This is a genomic window from Amycolatopsis oliviviridis (genome assembly GCF_014654365.1).
Taxonomy (GTDB): domain Bacteria; phylum Actinomycetota; class Actinomycetes; order Mycobacteriales; family Pseudonocardiaceae; genus Amycolatopsis; species Amycolatopsis oliviviridis.
Genome location: NZ_BNAY01000010.1, coordinates 394,490 through 417,116, shown reverse-complemented (window position 1 = coordinate 417,116; position 22,627 = coordinate 394,490). Strand labels below are relative to the sequence as shown.

Annotated in this window: 19 protein-coding genes and 1 pseudogene; 16 read left to right on the top strand and 4 right to left on the bottom strand. The window is 69.5% G+C overall.

Features of this window, described 5'->3' with window-relative positions; all coding sequences use genetic code 11:
• Nucleotides 1-53 precede the first annotated feature (53 nt).
• Together pyrG and IE302_RS35915 are read left to right on the top strand one after the other, a co-directional pair.
• Nucleotides 54-1,754: a CTP synthase gene (gene pyrG, locus IE302_RS35920; RefSeq protein ID WP_191258893.1), complete on the top strand. Its 1,701-nt coding sequence runs from the start codon at nucleotides 54-56 to the stop codon at nucleotides 1,752-1,754.
• Nucleotides 1,751-2,377: an NUDIX domain-containing protein gene (locus tag IE302_RS35915; RefSeq protein WP_191258892.1), complete on the top strand. Its 627-nt coding sequence runs from the start codon at nucleotides 1,751-1,753 to the stop codon at nucleotides 2,375-2,377. The genes pyrG and IE302_RS35915 overlap by 4 nt, the downstream gene beginning before the upstream one ends.
• A gap of 80 nt (nucleotides 2,378-2,457) precedes the next feature.
• Here IE302_RS35915 and IE302_RS35910 read toward each other — a convergent pair whose 3' ends face one another.
• A complete protein-coding gene (locus IE302_RS35910; RefSeq protein WP_191258891.1) occupies nucleotides 2,458-2,964 on the bottom strand; it encodes a DUF1707 domain-containing protein in 507 nt (168 codons plus the stop codon).
• A 118-nt stretch (nucleotides 2,965-3,082) separates the two neighbouring features.
• Between IE302_RS35910 and xerD the strand changes: the two genes are divergently transcribed.
• From xerD to IE302_RS35875, 7 genes are all read left to right on the top strand, one after another.
• Nucleotides 3,083-3,985, top strand: a complete 903-nt coding sequence (gene xerD / locus IE302_RS35905; protein ID WP_191258932.1) for a site-specific tyrosine recombinase XerD — start codon at nucleotides 3,083-3,085, stop codon at nucleotides 3,983-3,985.
• Nucleotides 3,986-4,077: 92 nt separating this feature from the next.
• Complete coding sequence (locus IE302_RS35900) at nucleotides 4,078-5,103, top strand: ParA family protein (protein ID WP_191258890.1); 1,026 nt, start codon at nucleotides 4,078-4,080, stop codon at nucleotides 5,101-5,103.
• Nucleotides 5,100-5,525 (top strand): cobyrinic acid a,c-diamide synthase, encoded by a 426-nt coding sequence (locus IE302_RS35895; RefSeq protein WP_191258889.1) that lies wholly within the window; start codon nucleotides 5,100-5,102, stop codon nucleotides 5,523-5,525. Before IE302_RS35900 ends, IE302_RS35895 begins: the two co-directional genes overlap by 4 nt.
• Nucleotides 5,525-6,460 carry a segregation and condensation protein A gene (locus IE302_RS35890; RefSeq protein WP_191258888.1) on the top strand — a complete coding sequence of 312 codons (936 nt, stop codon included), beginning with the start codon at nucleotides 5,525-5,527 and terminating at the stop codon, nucleotides 6,458-6,460. The genes IE302_RS35895 and IE302_RS35890 overlap by 1 nt, the downstream gene beginning before the upstream one ends.
• Nucleotides 6,457-7,146, top strand: coding sequence for an SMC-Scp complex subunit ScpB (scpB, locus tag IE302_RS35885; protein ID WP_191258887.1), 690 nt, complete (start codon nucleotides 6,457-6,459; stop codon nucleotides 7,144-7,146). Before IE302_RS35890 ends, scpB begins: the two co-directional genes overlap by 4 nt.
• Nucleotides 7,136-7,888, top strand: a complete 753-nt coding sequence (locus tag IE302_RS35880) for a pseudouridine synthase (RefSeq protein WP_005153474.1) — start codon at nucleotides 7,136-7,138, stop codon at nucleotides 7,886-7,888. Before scpB ends, IE302_RS35880 begins: the two co-directional genes overlap by 11 nt.
• A gap of 97 nt (nucleotides 7,889-7,985) precedes the next feature.
• Nucleotides 7,986-9,854, top strand: a complete 1,869-nt coding sequence (locus IE302_RS35875) for a Xaa-Pro dipeptidyl-peptidase (RefSeq protein WP_191258931.1) — start codon at nucleotides 7,986-7,988, stop codon at nucleotides 9,852-9,854.
• Nucleotides 9,855-9,943: 89 nt separating this feature from the next.
• Here IE302_RS35875 and IE302_RS35870 read toward each other — a convergent pair whose 3' ends face one another.
• The 3 genes from IE302_RS35870 to IE302_RS43120 are packed head-to-tail and all read right to left on the bottom strand — an operon-like array spanning nucleotide 9,944 to nucleotide 12,028.
• Nucleotides 9,944-11,140: a cation:proton antiporter gene (locus IE302_RS35870; protein WP_191258886.1), complete on the bottom strand. Its 1,197-nt coding sequence runs from the start codon at nucleotides 11,138-11,140 to the stop codon at nucleotides 9,944-9,946.
• Nucleotides 11,141-11,146: 6 nt separating this feature from the next.
• Nucleotides 11,147-11,629 carry a cation:proton antiporter regulatory subunit gene (locus IE302_RS35865; RefSeq protein WP_005153480.1) on the bottom strand — a complete coding sequence of 161 codons (483 nt, stop codon included), beginning with the start codon at nucleotides 11,627-11,629 and terminating at the stop codon, nucleotides 11,147-11,149.
• Between the two features lie 15 nt (nucleotides 11,630-11,644).
• On the bottom strand, nucleotides 11,645-12,028 hold the full coding sequence (locus IE302_RS43120) for a DUF4267 domain-containing protein (protein WP_268246793.1): 384 nt from the start codon (nucleotides 12,026-12,028) through the stop codon (nucleotides 11,645-11,647).
• Here IE302_RS43120 and cmk point away from each other — a divergent pair.
• From cmk to IE302_RS35825, 7 genes and pseudogenes are all read left to right on the top strand, one after another.
• Nucleotides 11,988-12,692 carry a (d)CMP kinase gene (gene cmk, locus IE302_RS35855; RefSeq protein ID WP_191258885.1) on the top strand — a complete coding sequence of 235 codons (705 nt, stop codon included), beginning with the start codon at nucleotides 11,988-11,990 and terminating at the stop codon, nucleotides 12,690-12,692. The genes IE302_RS43120 and cmk overlap by 41 nt on opposite strands.
• Nucleotides 12,689-13,364: pseudogene (locus IE302_RS35850) on the top strand (lysophospholipid acyltransferase family protein). Before cmk ends, IE302_RS35850 begins: the two are co-directional and overlap by 4 nt.
• Before the next feature lie 3 nt (nucleotides 13,365-13,367).
• Nucleotides 13,368-14,849 (top strand): ribosome biogenesis GTPase Der, encoded by a 1,482-nt coding sequence (gene der / locus IE302_RS35845; protein WP_191258884.1) that lies wholly within the window; start codon nucleotides 13,368-13,370, stop codon nucleotides 14,847-14,849.
• 261 nt (nucleotides 14,850-15,110) lie between these two features.
• Nucleotides 15,111-19,013, top strand: coding sequence for a Pls/PosA family non-ribosomal peptide synthetase (locus tag IE302_RS35840; protein ID WP_191258883.1), 3,903 nt, complete (start codon nucleotides 15,111-15,113; stop codon nucleotides 19,011-19,013).
• A gap of 198 nt (nucleotides 19,014-19,211) precedes the next feature.
• Entirely contained in the window at nucleotides 19,212-20,627 is a 1,416-nt protein-coding gene (locus tag IE302_RS35835) for a M1 family metallopeptidase (RefSeq protein WP_191258882.1), read from the top strand.
• Between the two features lie 159 nt (nucleotides 20,628-20,786).
• Complete coding sequence (locus tag IE302_RS35830) at nucleotides 20,787-21,731, top strand: hypothetical protein (protein WP_191258881.1); 945 nt, start codon at nucleotides 20,787-20,789, stop codon at nucleotides 21,729-21,731.
• 73 nt (nucleotides 21,732-21,804) lie between these two features.
• Nucleotides 21,805-22,611: a tyrosine-type recombinase/integrase gene (locus IE302_RS35825; protein ID WP_191258880.1), complete on the top strand. Its 807-nt coding sequence runs from the start codon at nucleotides 21,805-21,807 to the stop codon at nucleotides 22,609-22,611.
• The last annotated feature ends 16 nt before the right edge of the window (nucleotides 22,612-22,627 follow it).

The window sequence follows — 22,627 nt, the reverse complement described above, 5'->3', positions numbered from 1 at the left end:
CTTGCGGCGTGGCCGGTGAGCGCTTCGGCGGGCGTGCGATAAGGTGGAAGCCCGTGGGACTTCAGTCGCGGGCTACCAAGTATGTCTTTGTCACCGGAGGCGTTGCCTCCTCTCTGGGTAAGGGACTCACGGCTTCCAGCCTGGGTCAGCTCCTTACCGCACGTGGGCTCCGGGTCACGATGCAGAAGCTGGATCCGTACCTCAACGTCGATCCGGGCACCATGAACCCGTTCCAGCACGGTGAGGTGTTCGTCACGGACGACGGCGCCGAAACCGATCTGGACATCGGGCACTACGAGCGTTTCCTCGACCGGGCTCTCGACGGCAAGGCCAACGTCACCACCGGGCAGGTGTACTCCGAGGTGATCGCCAAGGAGCGCCGCGGTGAGTACCTCGGCGACACCGTGCAGGTCATCCCGCACATCACCGACGAGATCAAGGCCAGGATCACCGCCGCGGCGGGCGAGGACGAGGACGGGAACAGCCCGGACGTCGTGATCACCGAGGTCGGCGGCACGGTCGGCGACATCGAGTCGCTGCCGTTCCTGGAGGCCTGCCGTCAGGTCCGCCACGACGTCGGCCGCGACCAGTGCTTTTTCCTCCACGTCTCGCTGGTCCCGTACCTCGCCCCGTCGGGCGAGCTGAAGACCAAGCCGACCCAGCACTCGGTCGCCGCGCTGCGCAACATCGGCATCCAGCCCGACGCGCTCGTCTGCCGCGCCGACCGGGAGCTGCCGGAGGACCTCAAGCGCAAGATCGGCCTGATGTGCGACGTCGACACCGAGGCCGTCATCGCCTGCCCCGACGCTCCGTCGATCTACGACATCCCGAAGGTGCTGCACCGTGAGGCGCTCGACGCCTACGTGGTGCGCCGTCTCGGGCTGCCGTTCCGCGACGTCGACTGGACCGTGTGGGGCGACCTGCTCGACCGCGTGCACAACCCGTCGGAGACGGTGCGGGTCGCGCTCGTCGGCAAGTACATCGACCTGCCGGACGCGTACCTGTCGGTGACCGAGGCGCTGCGCGCGGGCGGGTTCGCCCACCGTGCCAAGGTCCAGATCTCGTGGGTCCCCTCGGATTCCTGTGAGACCCCGGCCGGTGCTGCCGCCGCGCTGTCCGATGTGGACGGTGTGCTGGTGCCCGGCGGATTCGGTGTCCGCGGCATCGAGGGAAAGGTCGGCGCCATCGCCTACGCCCGGACGCACGGGCTGCCGCTGCTGGGCCTGTGCCTCGGCCTGCAGTGCATGGTGATCGACGCGGCGCGGAACCTGGCTGGCATCAAGGACGCGAACTCGGCCGAGTTCGAGGACGGCCCGAACCCGGTCATCTCCACGATGGCCGACCAGCGTGACGTCGTCGCGGGTGAGCGCGACATGGGCGGCACGATGCGGCTCGGCGCCTACATCGCGAAGCTCAAGCCGGGCTCGCAGGTCGCGAAGGCGTACGGCAGCACCGAGGTCTCCGAGCGGCACCGTCACCGCTACGAGGTCAACAACGCCTACCGCAAGCGCCTTTCCGACGCCGGTCTGGTGTTCTCGGGCACCTCGCCCGACGACCACCTGGTCGAGTTCGTCGAGCTGCCCGCCGACAAGCACCCGTTCTTCGTCGGCACCCAGGCACATCCGGAGCTCAAGAGCCGCCCGACCCGTCCGCACCCGCTGTTCAGCGCGTTCGTGAAGGCCGTCGTGGACCGCAAGGTCGCCGAGCGGCTGCCGGTCGAGCTGCCCGAGGCGGCTCAGACGGGAGCCCGGTGACCGAGCCCGGTAAGCACGAGTTCACCGTCGCGTCCACAAGGGACGTCCACATCGGACGCGTCGTGGGGCTGCGGGTCGACGAGGTCGTGATGCCCGGCGGCGGGACCGCCCGCCGCGAGGTCGTCGAGCACCTCGGCGCGGTCGCCGTCGTCGCGCTGGACGCGGACGGCGCGGTGACGCTGATCCACCAGTACCGCCATCCGGTCGGCCGGCGGCTGTGGGAACTGCCCGCCGGGCTGATCGACAAGGCGGGGGAGGACCCCGTCGGCGCGGCCGAACGCGAGCTGGTCGAGGAGGTCGGGCTCAGGGCGGAGCGATGGGAGACCCTGGTCGACGTCGCGGCGTCGCCCGGCTTCACCGACGAGGTCGTCCGTGTCTATCTCGCCCGAGAACTGTCCGAAGTGGACAGGGAGGTCCTCGGCGAGGAGGAGGCAGACCTCGTCATGCGGAAGTTCCCGCTCGACGAGGCGGTCCGGATGGCGCTGGCGGGTGAGCTGGTGAACGGGGCGACCGTCGGCGGCGTGCTGGCCGCGCACGCGGTGCTTTCGGGGGCGGCTTCGTCGCGGCCCGCGGACGCTCCTTGGGAGACCCGGCCGACGAAGTTCGCTTCGCGCGGTCTCTGACGCCCTTCGCGCGTGACATGAAAGGCCCCTTCATTGCAAATTTCGCAATGAAGGGGCCTTTCATGTCAGTTCCGGGGCGGTCAGTCGCGGAGACGGCGACCTTGGGCATCGGTGCCACCGTTCGCCAGCAGCACGATCCCGTCGACGATCGGCCAGACCACCCCGATGCCGCAGGTGAACACCACGACCGCCAGCTGGCCGAGCGCGATCCCGACATGGCCGGTGTAGAAGCGCCCGATCCCGAACGGCAGCACGATCTGGAGCACCCCGGCGGCGACCTTCGACTTCGGCGAGTACGGCAGGATCGCGGCAGGCTGCTGGTAGACGGGCACGAACGGCGGCGGCTCGAACGGTGGCTGCTCGAACCGCGGCGGCGGCGCTAGGTACACGGGATGCGGCGCAGGCAGGTCCTGGAACAGCGGCCGGAGTTCGCCGAGCGTCACGGCCTCGTACGCGGCGAGGACACGGCCCTCGTATTCGTCCGGGGTGATCCTCCCCTGGCTGTAGTGGTCGGCGAGCAGGCGCGCCGCTTCTTCGCGCTCGGCGGTGCCGACGCGCATCTCCTCCGGGTCCGGTGCCTGGGACATGCTCACAAGGTAGCCGGTTTCACCCCCGCGACGCGGTACGCGCGCTTGCCACCGAGAAGTTCCCGGTGGGCTCTAGAGTGTCCGTGTGTCACGGGCTGGCGGTGCCGGAGTCGCCCAGGTGGTCGCCGCTTACCTCGACCATCTGGTGGTCGAGCGCGGAACCGCGAGGAACACCCTCGACAGCTACTCCCGCGATCTGCGCCGGTACACCGCGTACCTCGGCGGCGCGGACGTCGAACGCTTCACCGACGTCACCTCGGCGCACATCACCTCGTTCGGCGCCGCGCTGCGCGAAGGCGATGAGGAACATCAGCCGCTGGCCGCGTCCTCGGCGGCCCGTGCGCTGGTCGCGGTCCGGGGACTGCACAAGTTCGCGCACGCCGACGGCATCACCGAGAACGACCCGGCCCGCGAGGTCCGCCCGCCCGCGGCGGCCAAACGGCTGCCCAAGGCGCTGCCGGTCGCCGACGTGCTGAAACTGCTGGAAACCCCGCCGCCCGAGGGTGAACGGCCGCTGCGGGACCGGGCGCTGCTGGAACTGCTCTACTCCACCGGCGCGCGGATCTCCGAGGCCGTCGGACTCGACGTCGACGACATCGACGACGCCGAGCGGACCGTCCTGCTCGACGGCAAGGGCGGCAAACAGCGCATCGTGCCGATCGGCCGTCCCGCGCTCGAAGCGGTGCACGCGTACCTCGTCCGCGCGCGGCCGGCGCTCGCCGTCCACGGCCGAGGCACCCCGGCGATGTTCCTGAACGCCCGCGGCTCCCGGCTTTCCCGGCAGAGCGCGTGGCAGGTCCTCAAGGACACCGCGGAATCCGCGGGCATCACGGCGGGCGTCTCCCCGCATACGTTGCGCCATTCCTTCGCGACGCATCTTCTCGAAGGCGGCGCCGACGTCCGCGTCGTCCAGGAACTGCTCGGTCACGCGTCGGTGACCACCACCCAGGTGTACACGCTGGTCACGGTCAACACGCTCCGCGAGGTCTACGCCACAGCACACCCCCGCGCACTCGGCTAAACGACCCGGTCGATCCCGGCGTGCCTCGTTGGCTCGACTCGTGAATCGCGCATAGGCTGCCGAGGATCCTGCCGAAGAGGAGCTTTCGCGTTATGTCGACACCGAACGAGCCGGCGAAGCCGTCCGCGTCCGCCGGTTCGGCTGCCGCGAGCCTCAGCCAGGTGACCATCGCAACCCCCGCCGAACACGACGGCGACGAACCGTCGGAGGACACGATCTCTTCCCGCGGCCGCAAGGCCAAGCGCGCCAAAGATGCCAAAGACGCCAAGCAGCAAGAACGCGACAACGACGGCATCGGCCCGACCGGCCGTCCGTATCGCGAGATCCCCGACCCGCCGCCGCTGGAACGGCACGGCCCCGCACTGGTGATGGCCATGTGCAACCAGAAGGGCGGCGTCGGCAAGACCACCTCGACCATCAACCTGGGCGCGGCGCTGGCCGAATGCGGCCGCCGGGTACTGCTGGTCGACTTCGATCCCCAGGGCGCGCTTTCGGTCGGCCTCGGCATTCAGCCGCACGAGCTGGACCAGACGGTCTACAACGTCATCATGGAGCGCTCGGTCAGCATCACCGACGTCATCCGGAAGACCCGGGTGGACGGCGTCGACCTGCTGCCGAGCAACATCGACCTGTCCGCGGCCGAGGTCCAGTTGGTCGCAGAGGTAGGGCGCGAACACACTTTGTTACGGGTCCTTCGTCCGGTCATGAACGACTACGACTATGTTCTTGTCGACTGCCAGCCCTCGCTAGGCCTGCTGACGGTGAACGCACTGACCGCCGCGGACGGTGTGATCATCCCGCTGGAGTGCGAGTTCTTCAGTCTGCGAGGCGTAGCGCTCCTGATCGACACGATCGAGAAGGTGCAGGAACGCCTCAACCCCAAACTGGACATCACCGGGATTCTCGCCACCATGTACGACCCGAGAACCCTGCACTCGAAGGAGGTCATGGCGAGAGTGGTGGAGGCATTCGGCGACACCGTGTTCGACACGGTGATCAACCGCACCGTGCGGTTCCCCGAGACGACGGTCGCGGGCGAGCCGATCACGACGTGGGCTCCCAAATCAGCCGGCGCGGCGGCGTATCGCGCGCTGGCACGCGAGGTGATCGCTCGGTGAGCAGGCGAGCTTCCCTGCCCGGAGCGTCCGAACTCTTCAGGATCACCTCCAGCCCGGCCCTCGATCTCCCGCCCGCGCCCGCGCAGCCCGCACCCTCGACGGGGAACGGCAACGGGAACGGTTCCGGGGACGATGACGGGCACGCGCACAAGGACCGGCTGACCCGTGCCGCGCGCAGCGGTTCGGGGCGGACCAAGCACGACGCGAAGATCACCGTCTACGTCTCCGGCGACGAACTGCTGGCGATGGAGCAGGCCAGGCTGAACCTCCGGGCGAAGCACGGGCTCGTGCTCGATCGCGGCAGGCTGGTCCGCGAGGCGGTGGCCGTCCTGCTCGCCGACTTCGACGCGGCGGGCGAGGAGTCGGTACTCGTCCAGCGATTGCGGGCGGGTGCCGAGGACGGGAAAGAGACCGAGAACTGATGGACGACCCGGCCGCGGCTGCTCCCAGCGGCCCGGAGCCGGTCGAGCGGACAGAAGCAGAAGAGACCCCTGTCGTGCACGAGACCGTGCACGGCGGGATGGTCCCCGAAGGACTGGCCAGTGAAGAGCTGAGCACGTCCAAGTTCAAAGTGCACCTGGAGAACTTCGAGGGGCCCTTCGACCTGCTGCTCCAGCTGATCTCGCAGCACCAGCTCGACGTCACCGAGGTCGCGCTGCATCGGGTCACGGACGATTTCATCGCCTACACCCGCGCGCTCGGCACGGACTGGAACCTGGACGAGACGACCGAGTTCCTGGTCATCGCGGCCACCCTGCTCGACCTCAAGGCGGCGCGGTTGCTGCCCGCCGCCGAGGTGGAGAGCGAAGACGACCTCGCCCTGCTCGAAGCCCGGGACCTGCTGTTCGCGCGCGTCCTGCAGTACCGGGCGTACAAGCAGGTCGCGGCCCTGTTCGGCGAGCTGGAGGCCGGCGCGCTGCGGCGCTACCCGCGGTCGGTCGCGCTCGAAGACCGGTTCATGGGGCTGCTGCCCGAAGTGATGATCGGCGTCGACCCGGCGAAGTTCGCCGAGATCGCGGTCGCGGTCTTCCGGCCGAAACCGCCGCCGACGGTGTCGATCGCGCATATCCACATGGGCCGGGTCTCGGTGCGCGAGCACGCCGCGCTGCTGCGGCTCAAGCTCGCGGAAAGAGGCGAAGCGACCTTCGGTGAGCTTGTCGAGGACTGCGAGCACACCGTCGAGATCGTGGCGCGGTTCCTCGCGCTGCTGGAGCTGTACCGGGAGTCCTCGGTCCAGTTCGAGCAGCTGGAGGCGCTCGCCGAACTACACGTGCGCTGGACCGGCGGGTCCGTGGCGGAGGCGTCGGCGGCGGCCGAACAGGACCGCGCCGCCGTCGAGGACGAGGAGTACGGGTGAGTCCCGAAGAGAACACCGAAGACACCGAGAAGACCGAAGAGACACCGGAACCCGGGTCCGAACCGGACGTGGCGGCGGAGCCCGAAGCGGAGCCGCCCGCCGACGAGGGGCTCGTCGCGGCCGGTGACGGCGACTACCCCGACGTCACCTCCGACGAGGCGCTCGAATCGGCCCTCGAGGCGTTGCTCCTGGTCGTGGACTCGCCGATCAACGAGGAATCGCTCGCCGAGACCGTCGGCCAGCCCGTGTCGCGGGTGACCGTGGCGCTGCGCACGATGGCGCAGAAGTTCACCGACCGGTCCAGCGGAATCGACCTGCGCCGAGTCGGTGAAGGGTGGCGGTTCTACACTAGGGACGTCTATGCCCCGTTCGTGGAGAAGCTTCTGCTCGACGGCCAGCGTTCCAAGCTGACGCGAGCCGCACTGGAGAGCCTCGCCGTGATCGCCTATCGGCAGCCGGTGACCAGGGCCAGGGTCGCCGCCGTCCGAGGGGTGAACGTGGACGGGGTGATCAGGACGCTGCTGGCGCGCGGCCTGATCGAGGAGATGGGGACCGACCCCGAAACCACTGGCACGCTGTACGTGACGACCGAGCTGTTCCTGGAGCGACTGGGCCTGTCGTCCCTGGCCGACCTTCCGCCCATCGCTCCGTTGCTACCCGAAGTGGACACCATCGATGACATCTGACCCGCATCCCGACGGCATTCGGCTGCAGAAGGTCCTTTCGCAGGCAGGCGTCGCCTCGCGGCGCGCGGCCGAGGACCTGATCGTGCGCGGTCGCGTGAGCGTGGACGGCAAGGTGGTCACCGAACTCGGCCGCCGGGTCGATCCGGACAACTCCGTGATCCACGTCGACGGCACCCGCGTCCAGGTCCGCGAGGACCTCGTCTACCTCCTGCTGAACAAGCCCAAGGGCGTGCACAGCACGATGAGCGACGACCGCGGCCGCCCGTGCGTCGGCGACTACCTGCGCGGCCGGTACGAGGAGACGCCCGGCATCGTGCACGTCGGCAGGCTCGACGAGAACACCGAAGGGCTCTTGCTGCTCACCAACGACGGCGACCTCGGCCACCGGCTGATGCACCCGTCGTTCCGGGTACTGAAGACCTACTTCGCCGAGGTCGAGGGCATCGTCCCGCGCGGGCTCGGCAAGGAGCTGCGGGCGGGCTTCGAGCTGCCGGACGGCATCGTGAAGGTCGACCAGTTCCGGGTCAAGGACATGCTGGCCGGGCGGACCCAGATCGAACTGGTCATCCACGAGGGCCGCAAGCACATCGTGCGGCGGCTGATGGCGGCCACCGGGCACCCGGTGCGCAAACTGGTCCGGACCGCGCTCGGCGACGTCCAGCTCGGCGCGCAGCGGTCGGGCTCGATCCGGCGGCTGAACCGGGGCGAGGTCGGCTCGCTCTACCGCGCCGTCGATCTGTAACCAAGACTTTCCGCTCTACTGCGCGGGCGATCTTCGCGTTTAGCTCTTCCTGATGGGCTTTCAGCCGACGGGGAAGGGCTCAACCGTGAAAACAGTTGTGCTGGCAGGGATTTTGGCGGTCGCCGCGGCAGTGGTCGCGGCGCCGCAGTCCGCCGCGAAACCGCGGGGCAGCGAACCGGTCTACGACTTCGCCCAGGCCGTCCGCGAGACGGCCTGGGTCGACATCGGCCTCGACGGGGACGGCGACGGCCGCTCGGACCGGGTCGCCGCCGACATCATCCGGCCGAAGGAACCCGCGGCGCAGGGCAAGAAGGTCCCGGTCATCATGGACGCGAGCCCGTACTACTCGTGCTGCGGGCGCGGCAACGAGAGCGAGCTCAAGACCTACGACTCGGCGGGCAGGCCGGTCGGGTTCCCGCTCTACTACGACAATTTCTTCGTGCCCCGCGGGTACGCCGTGGTCCTGGTGGATCTGGCCGGTACCAACAAGTCCCGCGGCTGCACCGACATCGGCGGGCCTTCGGACGTCAACTCGGCGCGCAAGGTCGTCGACTGGCTCAACGGCCGGGCGAACGGGTTCACGACGGCGACCGGATCGACCAAGACGACCGCGTCGTGGTCGACGGGCGCGGTCGGCATGATCGGGAAGTCCTACGACGGCACGGTCGCCAACGGCGTCGCCGCGACCGGTGTCGACGGGCTCAAGACCATCGTGCCGATCGGCGCCATCAGCTCCTGGTACGACTACTACCGTTCCGACGGCGCGAGCCTGCGCCAGGGCAGCCCGGCGGGGCTGGCGCAGACGGTGTCCCAGCGCAACGGCGGGCAGAACTGCGGCGCGGCGAACCAGAAGCTCACCGCGGGCGCGACCTCGAACGGCGACTACAACGCGTTCTGGCTCGACCGGGACTACGTCCAGAGCGCTTCGAAGGTGAAGGCCAGCGTGCTCGCTTCGCACGGCCTGGGCGACCTCAACGTCAAGACGATCAACTTCGGGCAGTGGTGGGAAGCGCTGAACGTCGAGCGCAAGATCTGGCTGACGCAGGCAGGCCACGTCGACCCGTTCGACTACCGGCGTTCGGCGTGGGTCGACACCCTGCACAAGTGGTTCGACCACTACCTGCTCGGCGTCGACAACGGCATCGAGAAGACGCCGGGCGCGAGCGTGGAACGCGAGCCCGACGTCTGGGTCGACCAGCCCGCGTGGCCCGCGGGGAGCGCGGTCACCCTGCGTCCCGCGTCCGGCGGCACTCCGGGCGTCGGCACGCTCGGCACGACCGCGGGAACGGGTACGGCGTCGTTCACGGACTCGTCCGGCCAGACGTCGAACGGTTGGGCCGCTCGGCCGACGGAGACCGCGAGCGGACGCGTGCTGTTCAGCACCGGCGCGCTCGAGAAGGACCTCCAGGTCTCCGGGACGGCGAAGCTGACCGTGACCGCGACGCCGTCGACGTCCACCGCGCGGCTCTCGGCGATCCTGGTGGACTACGGTCCGGCGACCATCCGGAACTACACCGGATCCAAGGAAGGCATCAAGAACGAGCTGACCCAGTCGTGCTGGGGTTCGAGCGCGACGGGCAACGACGCCTGCTATCTCAACACGAGCACCGACTCGGTCTCGGTGGGACTGAACATCATCAGCCGCGGCTGGGCGGATCTGGCCAACTACCGTTCGCCGAGCCAGGAGTCGCCGCTGACGCCGGGGCAGCCGTACACGATGACGTTCCGGCTGGCGAGCACGGATCACGTCGTCCCGAAGGGACATCAGCTCGCGCTGATCATCGGCGGGACGGACGGCTCGTTCATCTCGGGTCCGTCGCAGTACCCGAAGATCACGGTGGACCTCGGCCGGACTTCGCTGGCGCTGCCCGTCGTGGGCTCGGGCCCGTCGGCCGTTCCGGCGGCGCTTCCGGTGGCTCCGGCGGGGATCGCTCCGGCGGCCGTTTCGGGGCTTGAGCGCGGGTAGGGGTCCGGTGCTCCCCGTATGTCATGAAAGGGCCGTTCAGGACAGAAAACGTCCTGAACGGCCCTTTCATGACACTTGGCAGGGAAGGGTCAGCCGGTCTGCGAGGCGGGGCTCTTCGAACCGAAAGGCTTCCGCTGCAGAGCGCGAGCCACCGGTTCCACGATCCGGGCGGCCGTCGGGCCGAGGATCGCCATCAGGAGCACGTACGCCGTCGCGAGCGCCGCGAGTTCGCCGGTCACGGCTCCCGCCGCCACCGCCAAACCGGCGATCACGATCGAGAACTCGCCTCGGGCGACCAGCGCTGCTCCGGCACGAGCCCGGCCCATTTTCCCGATGCCTTGTCTTCGCGCGGCCCACCAGCCGGTGCCTACCTTCGTGAGCGTGGTCGCCACCGCCAGGACGACCGCCCAGCCGAGCACGGGCGGAATCGACGCGGGGTTGGTGTTGAGCCCGAACACGACGAAGAACACGGCCGCGAAGAGATCACGCAGCGGTTCGAGCATGTGTGTCGCGTTCTCCGCCGTCGAACCCGAGATCGCGATGCCGAGCAGGAACGCGCCGACCGCCGCCGACACCTGCATCGCCGAGGCGACACCGGCGACCAGCAGTGCCGCGCCGAGGACCTTGAGGAGGAAGACCTCGCGGTCCGGGCTGTCCACCGCGGCGGAGACGTACCGGCCGAACTTCAGCGCGATCACCAGGACGACCGTGATCACCAGCAGCGAGATCCCGACCGCCTTCATTCCGCCGAGGAAGCTCACACCGCCGAGGACCGCGGTGAGGATCGGCAGGTACAGCGCCATCACCAGGTCCTCGAACACCAGGATCGACAGCACCACCGGCGTTTCCCGGTTACCGAGCCGGCCGAGGTCGCCGAGCACCTTCGCGATGATCCCGGACGACGAGATGTACGTGACGCCCGCCATGACGATCGCGCCGATCGGTCCCCAGCCGAGGATGAGCGCGACGATCGCGCCCGGCGCGGCGTTCAGCACGATGTCCACGACGCCCGCCATCCACGAGCGTTTCAGCCCGGTGAACAGTTCGGCCGCCGAGTACTCCAGGCCCAGCAGGAGCAGCAGCAGGACGACACCGATCTCGCTGGCGAGGTGGGTGAAGTCGCCGATGTCGCCGAGCGGGATCAACCCGCCCTGGCCGAAGCACAGGCCACCGATCAGGTACAGCGGGATCGGGGACATCCCGATCTTCCCGGCGAGGCGTCCCAACGCGCCCAGCCCGAAGAAGACCGCCCCGAGTTCGATCAAGGACAGTGCGGTGTGATCCATCCGCGATCAGCCGTACTTCAAGATCTTGACGGCGGCCTCCAGCCCTTCGGACGTCCCGACCGCGACGAGCACGTCGCCCGCGGTGAGGTTGAAGTCCGGGTTGGGGGAGGGGTGGACCTGGCCGGCCCGCATCACCGCGACGACCGAGACGCTCGTCCGCGTCCGCATGGCGGTGTCGCCCAGCGTCCGCCCGTCGAACGGCGACGACGCCTTGATCGGCAGCTGCTTGGTGTTGATGCCAGGCAGGTCCCGGTGCTCTTCGGTGAGCTGTGCGACCAGCTGGGGCGCGCCGAGCAGGTTCGCCAGCGCGCCCGCTTCGTCGGTGGTGAGCGGAAGTGAGGCCAGGCAGGCGTCGGGATCGTCCGTTTTGGACACGATCAGCTCGACGTGTCCATCGCGATGGGTGACCACACCGACACGGCGGCCGTGGCGGGTGGCGAAGTCCTTACGGACGCCTATTCCGGGGAGCGGGGTCACTTCGACGTTCACGTGAACAACAGTAACTCACTGTCCGTTTTGCGCTGGGCGGATCAGGAACATCGCCGAGAGCAGCACCATCACGGCCGCCGTCGCGCCGTGGATGCCGAACGCGGCGCCGGGAGAACCGTTGTGGGTCAACACGATCAGCATGTCGCCGACCGGGATGAACGCGAGCGCGAGGAGCGCCCAGCCCACCGCGCGGACGTTCCGGAGCAGGAGCAGTTTGTCTAGCGTCGCTAGAAATCGGCTCCGGCCGGTTCCCCGTGGGCGGCTGAGGCGTGTCGTGCGCCACCAGGCAGAATGGTCGTCGATCAGATGAGCGACGAATGAGCTGAGGAGAGTTCCGGTGGCGGGAGCCCTGCGTGGTGTGGTCGCGATGGACGGCCCGTCCGGGACCGGGAAATCCACGGTTTCGCGGAAGCTCGCGACGAAGCTCGGCGCCGGCTACCTCGACACGGGCGCGATGTACCGCATGGTCACCCTCGCCGTCCTGCGCGCCGGAACCGACCTGGCCGACGCGGTCGCGATCGCGGACGTCGCCCGGAAGGCCGAGTTCGGCATCGGGACCAGCCCCGACGAAGCGACCGTGACCCTCGCGGGCGAGGACGTCTCCGCCGAGATCCGCGGCGCGGACGTCACCACCGCGGTGTCGCCGGTCTCGGCCGTCCCCGCGGTTCGCGAACTGCTGGTCACCCGGCAGCGCGAGATCATCGCCGAGGTGCTCGACCGGGTCGGCGGCATCGTGGTCGAAGGCCGCGACATCGGCACCGTCGTCTCACCGGAGGCGCCGCTCAAGATCTTCCTCACCGCCTCGGCCGAAGTCCGTGCCGCGCGTCGCAGCGCGCAGGATTCCGCCGCCGGCCGCGAGTCCACGCATGCCGTCGCGAAGGCGGCGGTGGAGCGGCGAGACCGGCTCGACTCCACGCGGGCGGCTTCGCCCCTGCGCGCGGCCGAAGACGCCGTCGAGGTGGACACTTCGGCGCTCAACATCGACCAGGTGATCGTCGCGCTGGCGGAACTGGCGCTGCACCGCGGCCTTCTCGACGGCTGCCCCGCCGAGGTCACCAGGTGAGCGCGAAGGGACTGCCCGAGGGCGCGAGCGGCCCGATCCACACCTTCGGCAGGGGGATCTCGCAGTTCATCGTCCGGCCCGCGTTCCGCGTCCGGGTCCACGGTGGCGAGCCGGGTGCCCGCGTCCGGGCCGGTGGTGTTCATCGCCAACCACAGCTCGATGGTGGAACCGCAGCTGCTGTTCGGAATGTTGTCGCGGCGCACGGCGTTCCTGGTCAAGGAGGAACTCTTCCGGGGGTTCGTCGGCTGGTTCTTCCCCAAACTGGGCCAGATCCCGGTGAAACGGGGCGCGGTGGACCGCAAACCGCTGATGACGGCGGTCAAGGTGCTCGAGGACGGCGGTGCGGTCGGGATCTTCCCCGAAGGCACCCGCGGCCTCGGTGACGCCGAAAACTTCGAGCGCGGCGCGGCCTTCCTGGTCCGCGCCGGGAACGCGACCGTGGTTCCGGTCGCCACTCGGGGGACGTACAAACCCGCCGGCGCCAGAAGGCGTTGGCGGCCACGCGTCGACATCCTGGTCGGCGAACCTTTCACTCCCGAGATCGGGAAGGGAAGGACAGGGCTGGAGGAGGGAACCGAGCGGCTTCGCATCGCGCTCGCGGACCTCGTGAAGGCACTGGACGAATGGCGCTTGGAGCACGGGCTCCAAGACACGCGACAGAATGTGAAGTAACTGATGACAGAGCTTGACGGAGTCGGCGAGGTCGACGGCTCCTGGTCCGACGAGTCCGAATTCACCGCGCTGGACGCGCAGATCGCCGCGGGCGAGGCCGAGGAGGAGGCGCAGCTCGCGCAGCCGGTCCTCGCCGTCGTCGGCAGGCCGAACGTGGGCAAGTCGACCCTGGTCAACCGCATCCTCGGCCGTCGCGAGGCGGTCGTGCAGGACGTCCCCGGCGTGACCAGGGACAGGGTCGCCTACGACGCCTTCTGGGCGGGCCGCCGGTTCACCCTGGTCGACACGGGCGGCTGGGAGCCGGACGCGACCGGGCTGCAGGCGTCCGTCGCCGCGCAGGCCGAGATGGCGATGGCCACCGCCGACGCGGTCCTGCTGGTCATCGACGCCAGCGTCGGCGCGACGGCCACCGACGAGGCCGTCTCCAAGGTCCTGCGCCGCTCGAAGAAGCCGGTGCTGCTCGCCGCGAACAAGGTCGACGACGACCGCCTGCTCGCCGACACCGCGTCGCTGTGGTCGCTCGGCCTCGGCGAGCCGTACCCGGTCAGCGCGCTGCACGGGCGCAGCTCGGGCGACCTGCTCGACGCCATCGTCAAGGCGCTGCCGTCGATGCCGCGTGACGGCGACCGCGCCACCACCGGCCCGCGCCGCGTCGCGCTGGTCGGCAAGCCGAACGTGGGCAAGTCCAGCCTGCTGAACAAGCTCTCCGGCGAGGAGCGGTCCGTGGTGGACTCGGTCGCCGGCACCACCGTCGACCCGGTCGACTCGCTGGTCGAGCTGGACGGCGAGACCTGGCGGTTCGTCGACACGGCGGGTCTGCGCAAGCGCGTCAACTCCGCCAATGGCGCGGAGTACTACGCGTCGCTGCGGACCAAGACCGCGATCGACGCGGCCGAGGTCGCGATCGTGCTGCTGGACGCCGCCGAACCGCTGTCCGAGCAGGACCTGCGGGTGCTGACGATGGTCGTCGAGGCCGGTCGCGCCTGCGTGCTCGCCTTCAACAAGTGGGACCTCGTCGACGAGGACCGCCGTCACGCCATGGTCCGCGAACTGGACCGCGGCCTGGTCCGGGTGCCGTGGGCGGACAAGGTCAACATCTCGGCGCTCACCGGCCGGTCCGTGCGCAAGCTCGCGCCCGCGCTGCGGACCGCGCTGAAGTCCTGGGACCAGCGGGTCCCCACCGGTCAGCTGAACGGCTGGCTGGCCGACCTCATCGCCGCGACCCCGCCGCCGGTGCGTGGCGGCAAGCAGCCGAAGGTGCTGTTCGCGACCCAGGCGGGCATTCGGCCGCCGACGCTGGTCCTGTTCACCACCGGATTCCTCGAAGCGGGCTATCGCCGGTTCATCGAACGCAAGTTCCGTGAGCGATTCGGCTTCGAAGGCAGCCCCGTCCGGGTGAATGTCCGGGTGCGCGAAAAGAAGCAAAGGCCCAAGGTCGGTGGTAAAGCGGCCGGGAAACCGACGGGGACATCCAAGAAGCGCTGAATTCTCACTATGTAAGTGAATATTTCACTGGATGGACACGCCGATGACCTCGGGTTTCGGCGTGTCCACCGGTGAGCTTCGACACTCTGCCGAGACCCTCCCGAGATATGCCGTTCACCTGCGGTAAAGTTGTCGGTCTGCTAGCGGGCGCCTCATTCGGAGAGCGAGCCCGAATGACGCACTTCGCGAAAGGTGTGTGATGGGCTTGCGCGCCCAGGGGTCTGTTGTGCCCAGCTATGTCCTGCCCGCGGTGAACGCCCGATGACACTGACCGCCGACTCCCGGCCGATCGCCTGTGTCGCCGACGTCACCGTCGCCCCGTCCCCGGCTCCCGTCGCCGACCGTGCCCTTTTCTGGTCCGGTCTCGGCGCCGGTGAGCGCACCCTGATCGACATCCTCGCCGAGACCGCCGCCCGCCACCCCAACGCGGGCGCGATCGACGACGGCGAGACCACGCTGTCCTACCGCAAGCTCGTCGAGGAGATCGACGCCTACGGCCGCAAGCTGACCGCCAACGGCGTCGGTGTCGGCGACCGCGTCGGCGTCCGGATCTCTTCCGGCACCGCGGAGCTCTACGTCGCGATCCTCGCCATCCTGTCCGTCGGCGCCGCCTATGTGCCGGTCGACGCGGACGACCCGGACGAGCGCGCCGAACTGGTCTTCGGCGAGGCCGGCGTCGCCGCCGTCCTCACCGACGGCGGCGCGATCACCGTGCTCGGTTCGCCGGGTGGGATCGAAGGAACCCCCGCGCCCACCGACGACGCCTGGATCATCTTCACGTCCGGTTCGACCGGTAAGCCGAAGGGCGTCGCGGTCTCGCACGCGTCCGCGGCCGCCTTCGTCGACGCCGAGGCTCAGCTGTTCCTCACCGAGGAGCCGATCGGCCCCGGCGACCGTGTGCTCGCCGGCCTGTCCGTCGCGTTCGACGCGTCCTGCGAAGAGATGTGGCTCGCGTGGCGGCACGGCGCCTGCCTGGTCCCGGCGCCGCGTTCGCTCGTGCGCACCGGTGTCGATCTCGGCCCGTGGCTGGTCGCGCAGGGCATCACCGTCGTCTCGACCGTCCCGACGCTGGCCGCGCTGTGGCCCGCCGACGCGCTCGAAGACGTCCGCCTGCTGATCTTCGGCGGCGAAGCCTGCCCGCCGGAGCTGGCCGAGCGCGTCGCCGTCGAAGGCCGCGAAGTCTGGAACACCTACGGCCCGACCGAGGCCACCGTCGTCGCCTGCGCCGCGCAGATGACCGGCGAGGGCCCCGTCCGGATCGGCCTGCCGCTGGTCGGCTGGCAGCTCGCCGTCGTCGACGAGGCGGGCGAGCCGGTCGCGATGGGGCAGACCGGCGAGCTGGTCATCGGCGGCGTCGGCCTGGCCCGCTACCTGGACCCGGAGAAGGACGCCGAGAAGTTCGCGCCGCTGCCCTCGCTGGGCTGGCGCCGCGCGTACCGCAGCGGTGACATGGTCCGCGCGGAGGCCGAGGGCCTGCTGTTCCTCGGACGGCTCGACGAGCAGGTCAAGCTCGGCGGCCGCCGCATCGAACTCGGCGAGGTCGACGCCGCGCTCCAGGCGCTGCCCGGGGTGCAGGGCGCCGCCGCCGCGATCCGCCGGACCAAGGCCGGCAACCAGGTTCTCGTCGGGTACGTCGTGCCCGCCGAAGGGGTCGACTTCGACCACGACGAGGCCGCGACCCGGCTGCGCGAGCAGCTGCCCGCCGCGCTCGTCCCGCTGCTGGCGCTGATCGAAGACCTGCCGACGCGGACCTCCGGCAAGGTCGACCGCAACGCGCTGCCGTGGCCGCTGTCCACTGTGGACGCCGCCAAGTCCGGTCTGTCGCCGACGGAGAGCTGGCTCGCCGAAGGCTGGGCGGAGATCCTGGGTGTCTCGGTCGACAACCCGAAGGCCGACTTCTTCACCAACGGCGGCGGCAGCCTGACGGCTGCCCAGCTGATCGCGCGGATCCGCACCCGCCACCCGCAGGTATCGGTGAGCGACATCTACGCCAACCCCAAGCTCGGCGCGCTCGCGTCGATGCTGGACGCGCTCAGCGGCGAGAAGACCGAACGCCGCGACATCGCGCCGACGCCGCGCAAGGCCGGGATCATCCAGTCGCTGCTGATGATCCCGCTGATGGGCCTCGTCGGCCTGCGCTGGACGACGATCGCCGCGACGCTGTCGAACGTGCTGTCCCTGGCCGGTTTCGCCTGGGCGCCGACGCTGAACTGGGTGTGGATCGCCGTCGCGTGGGTCGCGCTGTTCAGCCCGGCGGGCCGGATCGCGATCTCGGCGACCGGTTCGCGGTTGCTGCTGCGCGGGGTCCGTCCCGGCAGCTACCCGCGCGGCGGGAATGTCCACTTGCGACTGTGGACGGCCGAGAAGCTCGCCGAGTTCAGCGGTGCGGACAGTGTCGCGGGCGCTTCCTGGATGACGACGTACGCCAAGGCACTCGGCGCGCGGATCGCGAAGGACGTCGACCTGCACTCGCCGCCGCCGGTCACCGGCATGCTGAAACTCGGCCGCGGTGCCGCCGTCGAACCCGAGGTCGATCTGACCGGGCACTGGGTGGACGGCGATCTCGTGCACATCGGCAAGATCCGGATCGGCGCGGACGCGCGGATCGGCGCGCGCAGCACGCTGTTCCCCGGCGCGCGGATCGGCAAGGGCGCGGAGATCGCGGCCGGGTCGACCGTCCGCGGCAACGTGCCCGCCGGGCAGCGCTGGGCCGGTGCCCCCGCCGCCCGTGCCAGCAAGGACGCGCTGAAGTGGCCGTCGAGCCGCCCGCCGCGTTCGCGCTTCTGGGCGTCGGTCTACGGTGCGACTTCGGTCGCGCTGGGCCTGCTGCCCGCCCTCGCCGCCCTGCCCGCCGTCGCGGTTCTGGGCTACGCGATCGACGGCACGGCTTCACTGGGCGCCGCGCTCGGCCAGGCGCTGCTGTTCACGCCGCTCGCGACCGTCGCGTACTTCCTGACGTACGCCCTGCTGGTGCTCGTCGGCGTCCGTTCGCTGAGCATCGGCATGGTCGAGGGGTACCACCCCGTGCACGGCCGCGTCGCGTGGCAGGTCTGGGCGACCGAACGGCTGATGGGCATGGCGCGTGAAGGGCTGTTCCCCTTGTACGCCAGCCTGTTCACCCCGGTGTGGCTCCGGATGCTCGGTGCGAAGGTCGGCCGCAACGTCGAGGCGTCCACCGTCCTCGCGCTGCCGAAGATGACCCAGGTCGACAGCGGCGCGTTCCTCGCGGACGACACCATGGTCGCCACCTACGAACTCGGCCACGGCTGGCTGCACGTCGCTCCGGCGCGCATCGGCAAGCAGGCTTTCCTCGGCAACTCGGGGATGGCCGCGCCCGGTCGTTCGGTGCCCAAGCGCGGTCTGGTCGGCGTGCTGTCGTCGGCCCCGCTCAAGGCGAAGAAGGGCTCCTCGTACCTCGGGATGCCGCCGCTGCCGGTCCGCCGGTCGGTCGGCGAGGCCGACACGAGCCGCACTTACACGCCGCCGTTGCGGCTGAAGGCGGCCCGCGCGCTCGTCGAACTGTGCCGGATCGTGCCGGTGATGTGCGGTGTCGCGCTGACCGTGCTGGTGGCCGCCGGGATCTTCGCGCTCGCCGGTGAGTTCGGTTTCCTGGTCGCGGTGCTGCTCGGCGGGCCGCTGCTGCTGGCCGCCGGTGCCGTCGCCGCGCTGACCGCCACCGCGATGAAGTGGCTGCTGGTCGGCCGGTTCCGCGCGATCGACCACCCGTTGTGGAGTTCGTTCGTCTGGCGCAACGAACTCGCCGACACCTTCGTCGAGGCGCTCGCCGTGCCGTGGCTGATCGGTTCGCTCGGCGGCACGCCGCTGCTGCCGGCGTGGCTGCGGACCATGGGCGTCAAGATCGGCCGCGGCGTGTGGCTGGAGACGTACTGGCTGCCCGAGTCGGACCTGGTGAGCCTCGGCGACGGCGCGACGATCAACCGCGGCTGTGTCGTGCAGACGCATCTGTTCCACGACCGGATCATGACGATGTCGCCGGTGACCCTGGACGAGGGAGCGACGCTCGGGCCGCACGGTATCGTGCTGCCTGGCGCGAGCATCGGCGCGCGGACGACCGTCGGACCGGGGTCTCTGGTGACCCGGGGCGACGCGGTCCCCGCAGACTCGCGCTGGCTGGGCAATCCCATCTCGGCCTGGACGAAGTAGAGACAGTTGGCGGAGCTGAGGTGTGTTCGGAATGGTGACCGCAAAGGTGAACCCGCCCCGGCCGAAGGCCCCGCTATCGCGGTGGCAGGGCGCCCTGTCCGCTCACCGCGACGGTCTTCTGCCAGGTAGCGCCCTGCCGACGTCGATCGCGGCCGCGGGTTCACTGACGGAAACAATGGGAAGCGGGGTCTTTCGCGGGTGATTTCGAAGGCCTCCGCGCAGCCCTCGCCCGGCGCGGACACCTCCGGCGACTCCTATCTGCCCCATCACGGTAACGGCGGTTACCGGGTCCGGCATTACGATCTGGAGCTGGACTACAAGATCGGTCCCAACCGTCTGTCCGCCTCCGCGGCCATCACCGCGGAGGCGACGCAGGCGTTGTCGCGGTTCACGCTGGACTTCGGCGAGTTCCGGATCAACCGGGTCCTGGTCAACGGGAAACCGGCGAAGTACACGCGGCGCGCGCACAAGCTGAATGTGAAGCCCGCGAAATCGCTGGCGGCCGGTAGCGAATTCCGCGTCGAGGTGTATTACGTCGGCAACCCGCGGCCGCTGCCCGGGCTGTGGGGCGACATCGGCTGGGACGAACTGACCGACGGCTCGCTCGTCGCGAGCCAGCCGGTCGGGGCGCCGTCGTGGTTCCCGTGCAACGACCATCCGGCGGACAAGGCGACCTACCGCGTCGCGCTGACGACGTCGTCGCCGTATCTCGTGGCCGTCACCGGGAACCTGGTGTCGCGGCTTTCGCGCGCCAGTACCACCCGGTGGGTCTTCGAGCGCTTGGAGCCGACCCCGACGTATCTGATGAGTGTCCAAATCGGACGGTACGACGACGTCGAACTGGTCTCCGGCCCGGAGCCGGGGTGGCTCTCGCCGCCTTCGGTCACGGCGTACCGGATCAGTCTCGACGGTGACGCCGTGCTCGCGTCGGTTCCGCAACGGGCCGCCGTGCCGCCGCGCCTGCGCCGGGCCTTTTCGCGCGATTTCGGGCGGCAGGGCAAGATCATGGACTCGCTGCAGCGGCTGTTCGGGCCGTATCCCTTCGACGAGTACGTCATCGTGGTCACCGACGACGACCTCGACGACCCGATCGAAGCGCAGGGCATGTCGATCTTCGGCGCCAACCACGTCGACGGGCGGCGCACCCACGAACGGCTCGTCGTGCACGAACTGGCGCACCAGTGGTTCGGCAACAGCCTGACCGTCGCCGACTGGCGGCACATCTGGCTGAACGAGGGCTTCGCGACGTACGCGGAATGGCTCTGGTCCGAGGAATCCGGCGGGCAGACCGCGCACGCGTGGGCGAAGACCTGGCACGCGCGGATGAAGGCGAAGCCCGCGGACCTGCGCCTCGCCGACCCCGGGGTATCACGGATGTTCGACGAGCGGGTGTACAAACGCGGCGGCCTTCTGTTGCACGCCTTGCGTTGTCTCGTCGGCGACGCGGTGTTCTTCCCGCTGGTGAAGGCCTGGGCGGTGGAGAACCGGCACGGTCTGGTGACCACCGCTGCTTTCGTCACGCTCGCGGAACGCTTCGCTGGCCGCTCGCTCAGCTCCTTCTTCGATGCCTGGCTGCACGCTCCGGCGCTGCCTCCGCTCCCCACCCTCCCTTAAGTACGGGGCCCCCAATGTGGCATTGGGGACGTTGAGTGTCCCCAATGCCACATTTGGGGGCACGTCTGAGTTGTCCACAGTGGGGCTGATGTGGCGAGTTGTCCACAGCGGGCAAGACGGGGCTGGTCGAGGGTGGGTGCAGCCGCCGATGATCTTGGGGTGCGAACTGGCGAGTGGGCTCGCGATCACGAGGCCCTTTACAAGCTGAGCCGCGATGGGGTGATCACTGTCGCGCGACTGGTGGAGTTCGGCGTCTCGAAGAGAACCTGCTATCGGCGCTGTCGGCCGGGGCAGCCCTGGCAGCGGCTGCTGCCCGGAGTGATCCTGCTCCGCTCAGGACGGCCGACTCGCGGACAAGTGGTCGAAGGCGCCCTGCTCTACGGCGGGTCGGAGGCGATCGTCACCGGAATGGAAGCCTGCCGTCGGCAAGGCTTGCGGGGGCCGAAGACCACGACCGACCGGATTCATCTGCTGGTGCCCGCCGGTTGCCAGGTCAGCAGCGCCGAATACGTGCTCGTGGAGCGGACCACACGGATGCCCCGGCCGGTCACCGTGGACGGAGTGGCCATGGCTCCGCTGGTCCGGGCGGTCCTCGACGAATGTCGTCGTTTCACCACACTGGATCCGATTCGGGCGTTGCTGACCGAAGCGGTTCAGCGCGGAGGGCTGAATCCCGAGGCCCTCAGGAGAGAACTCGAAGACGGCAGTGATCGGGGCAGCGCGCTGCCCCGCGAGGTACTCCGTGACGTCCTGCGAGGCGCGAGGTCGGTCGCGGAGATCGACGCGATGGCCGTCTGGCGCCGGACCGGCCTGCCGGAACCGGTGTGGAATCAGGAGCTGAGGGATGCCGCCGGTCGCTACGTCGGGACTCCGGACGGCTATTTCAGAAAAGTTCAGCTGGCTTGGGAGGTCGACTCGTACGACTTCCACTTCGGCAAGAAGCAGTACGCCGCGACACTGGCTCGAAACGGCAGGTACGCGGCTGCGGGAATCGCGGTGCTTCAGACGCTGCCCAGCCGGCTGCGGACGGAACCGAAGGAAGTCGCCGCCGAGTTGGTCGCCGCGTACCTTGCTGCCGAGGCTCGCGGGCGGCACGCCGCCTGAGCCTCCGGTAAATCGGTGGTCCGCGACCAAGACATCTCGCTACCGTCCCCTTGTCGACGCCGAAGGAGGGGCGATGGGACGGAAGAGCCCGCAGGAGAAGAAACGGCTGAGCTACGCCAAAGATCGCCGCGAAACGTACGGCGATAACGACAAGTCTTCCCGCAAGAACATCCCGCGGCACAAGCGGCGTGTGAACCGGGCGAACCGGCATCGTGGGCAGCAGGTTCTCAACGGCGCCCGTGGCGGAGTGGACGTCGAGGGTGCGGAAATCGCCGAGGAGAGCCTGCTGAAGGTCCGGCCTCAGCGGTGGCAGAAGTGGCCTGGCGCCACGCTCGGGGTGATGGTCGGCTTGAGGCTGGCCGGAAGGGAACAGCGGCGGTCGTTCGAGGCGGAAACCTTGTCGCCGTTGAGCGACGACGAACTGCGCGAAATGTTGTCCGCCGCGGTGCATCTTCTGCCGCTCAGGGACGCGGCCATCCTTCATCTTCTGTACTACACGGGTCTCCGCGCCATCGAGCTGTCCGCGCTGGACTTGCGGGACGTGTCGGCCGACGCGGTCATCGTCCGTGGATCTCGGCGGCGCACGGTCCCGATCCCGCCCGAGCTCCGTCCTCTGCTCGACGCCTACCTCCGGGAGCGTGACGACGAGGGGCCGACGTTCTTCCTCGGCAGCACCTGCGGCCGTCCCGTACCACCTGCCACCGTCAACCGCCTCGTGGTCGTGTTCGGGGTCTTGATCGGCCTGCCGGGGTTGTCGGCGCGAACACTGCGCAAGACCTTCGCCGTCAATCTTCTCCGGGCCGGGGCCGAGCTCGACGACGTCGCCGAGATGCTTGGTCACGCGTCGCCGGACGCCACCCGCGCCTACGTCGCCACCTGACCGATAGGTCGGATGT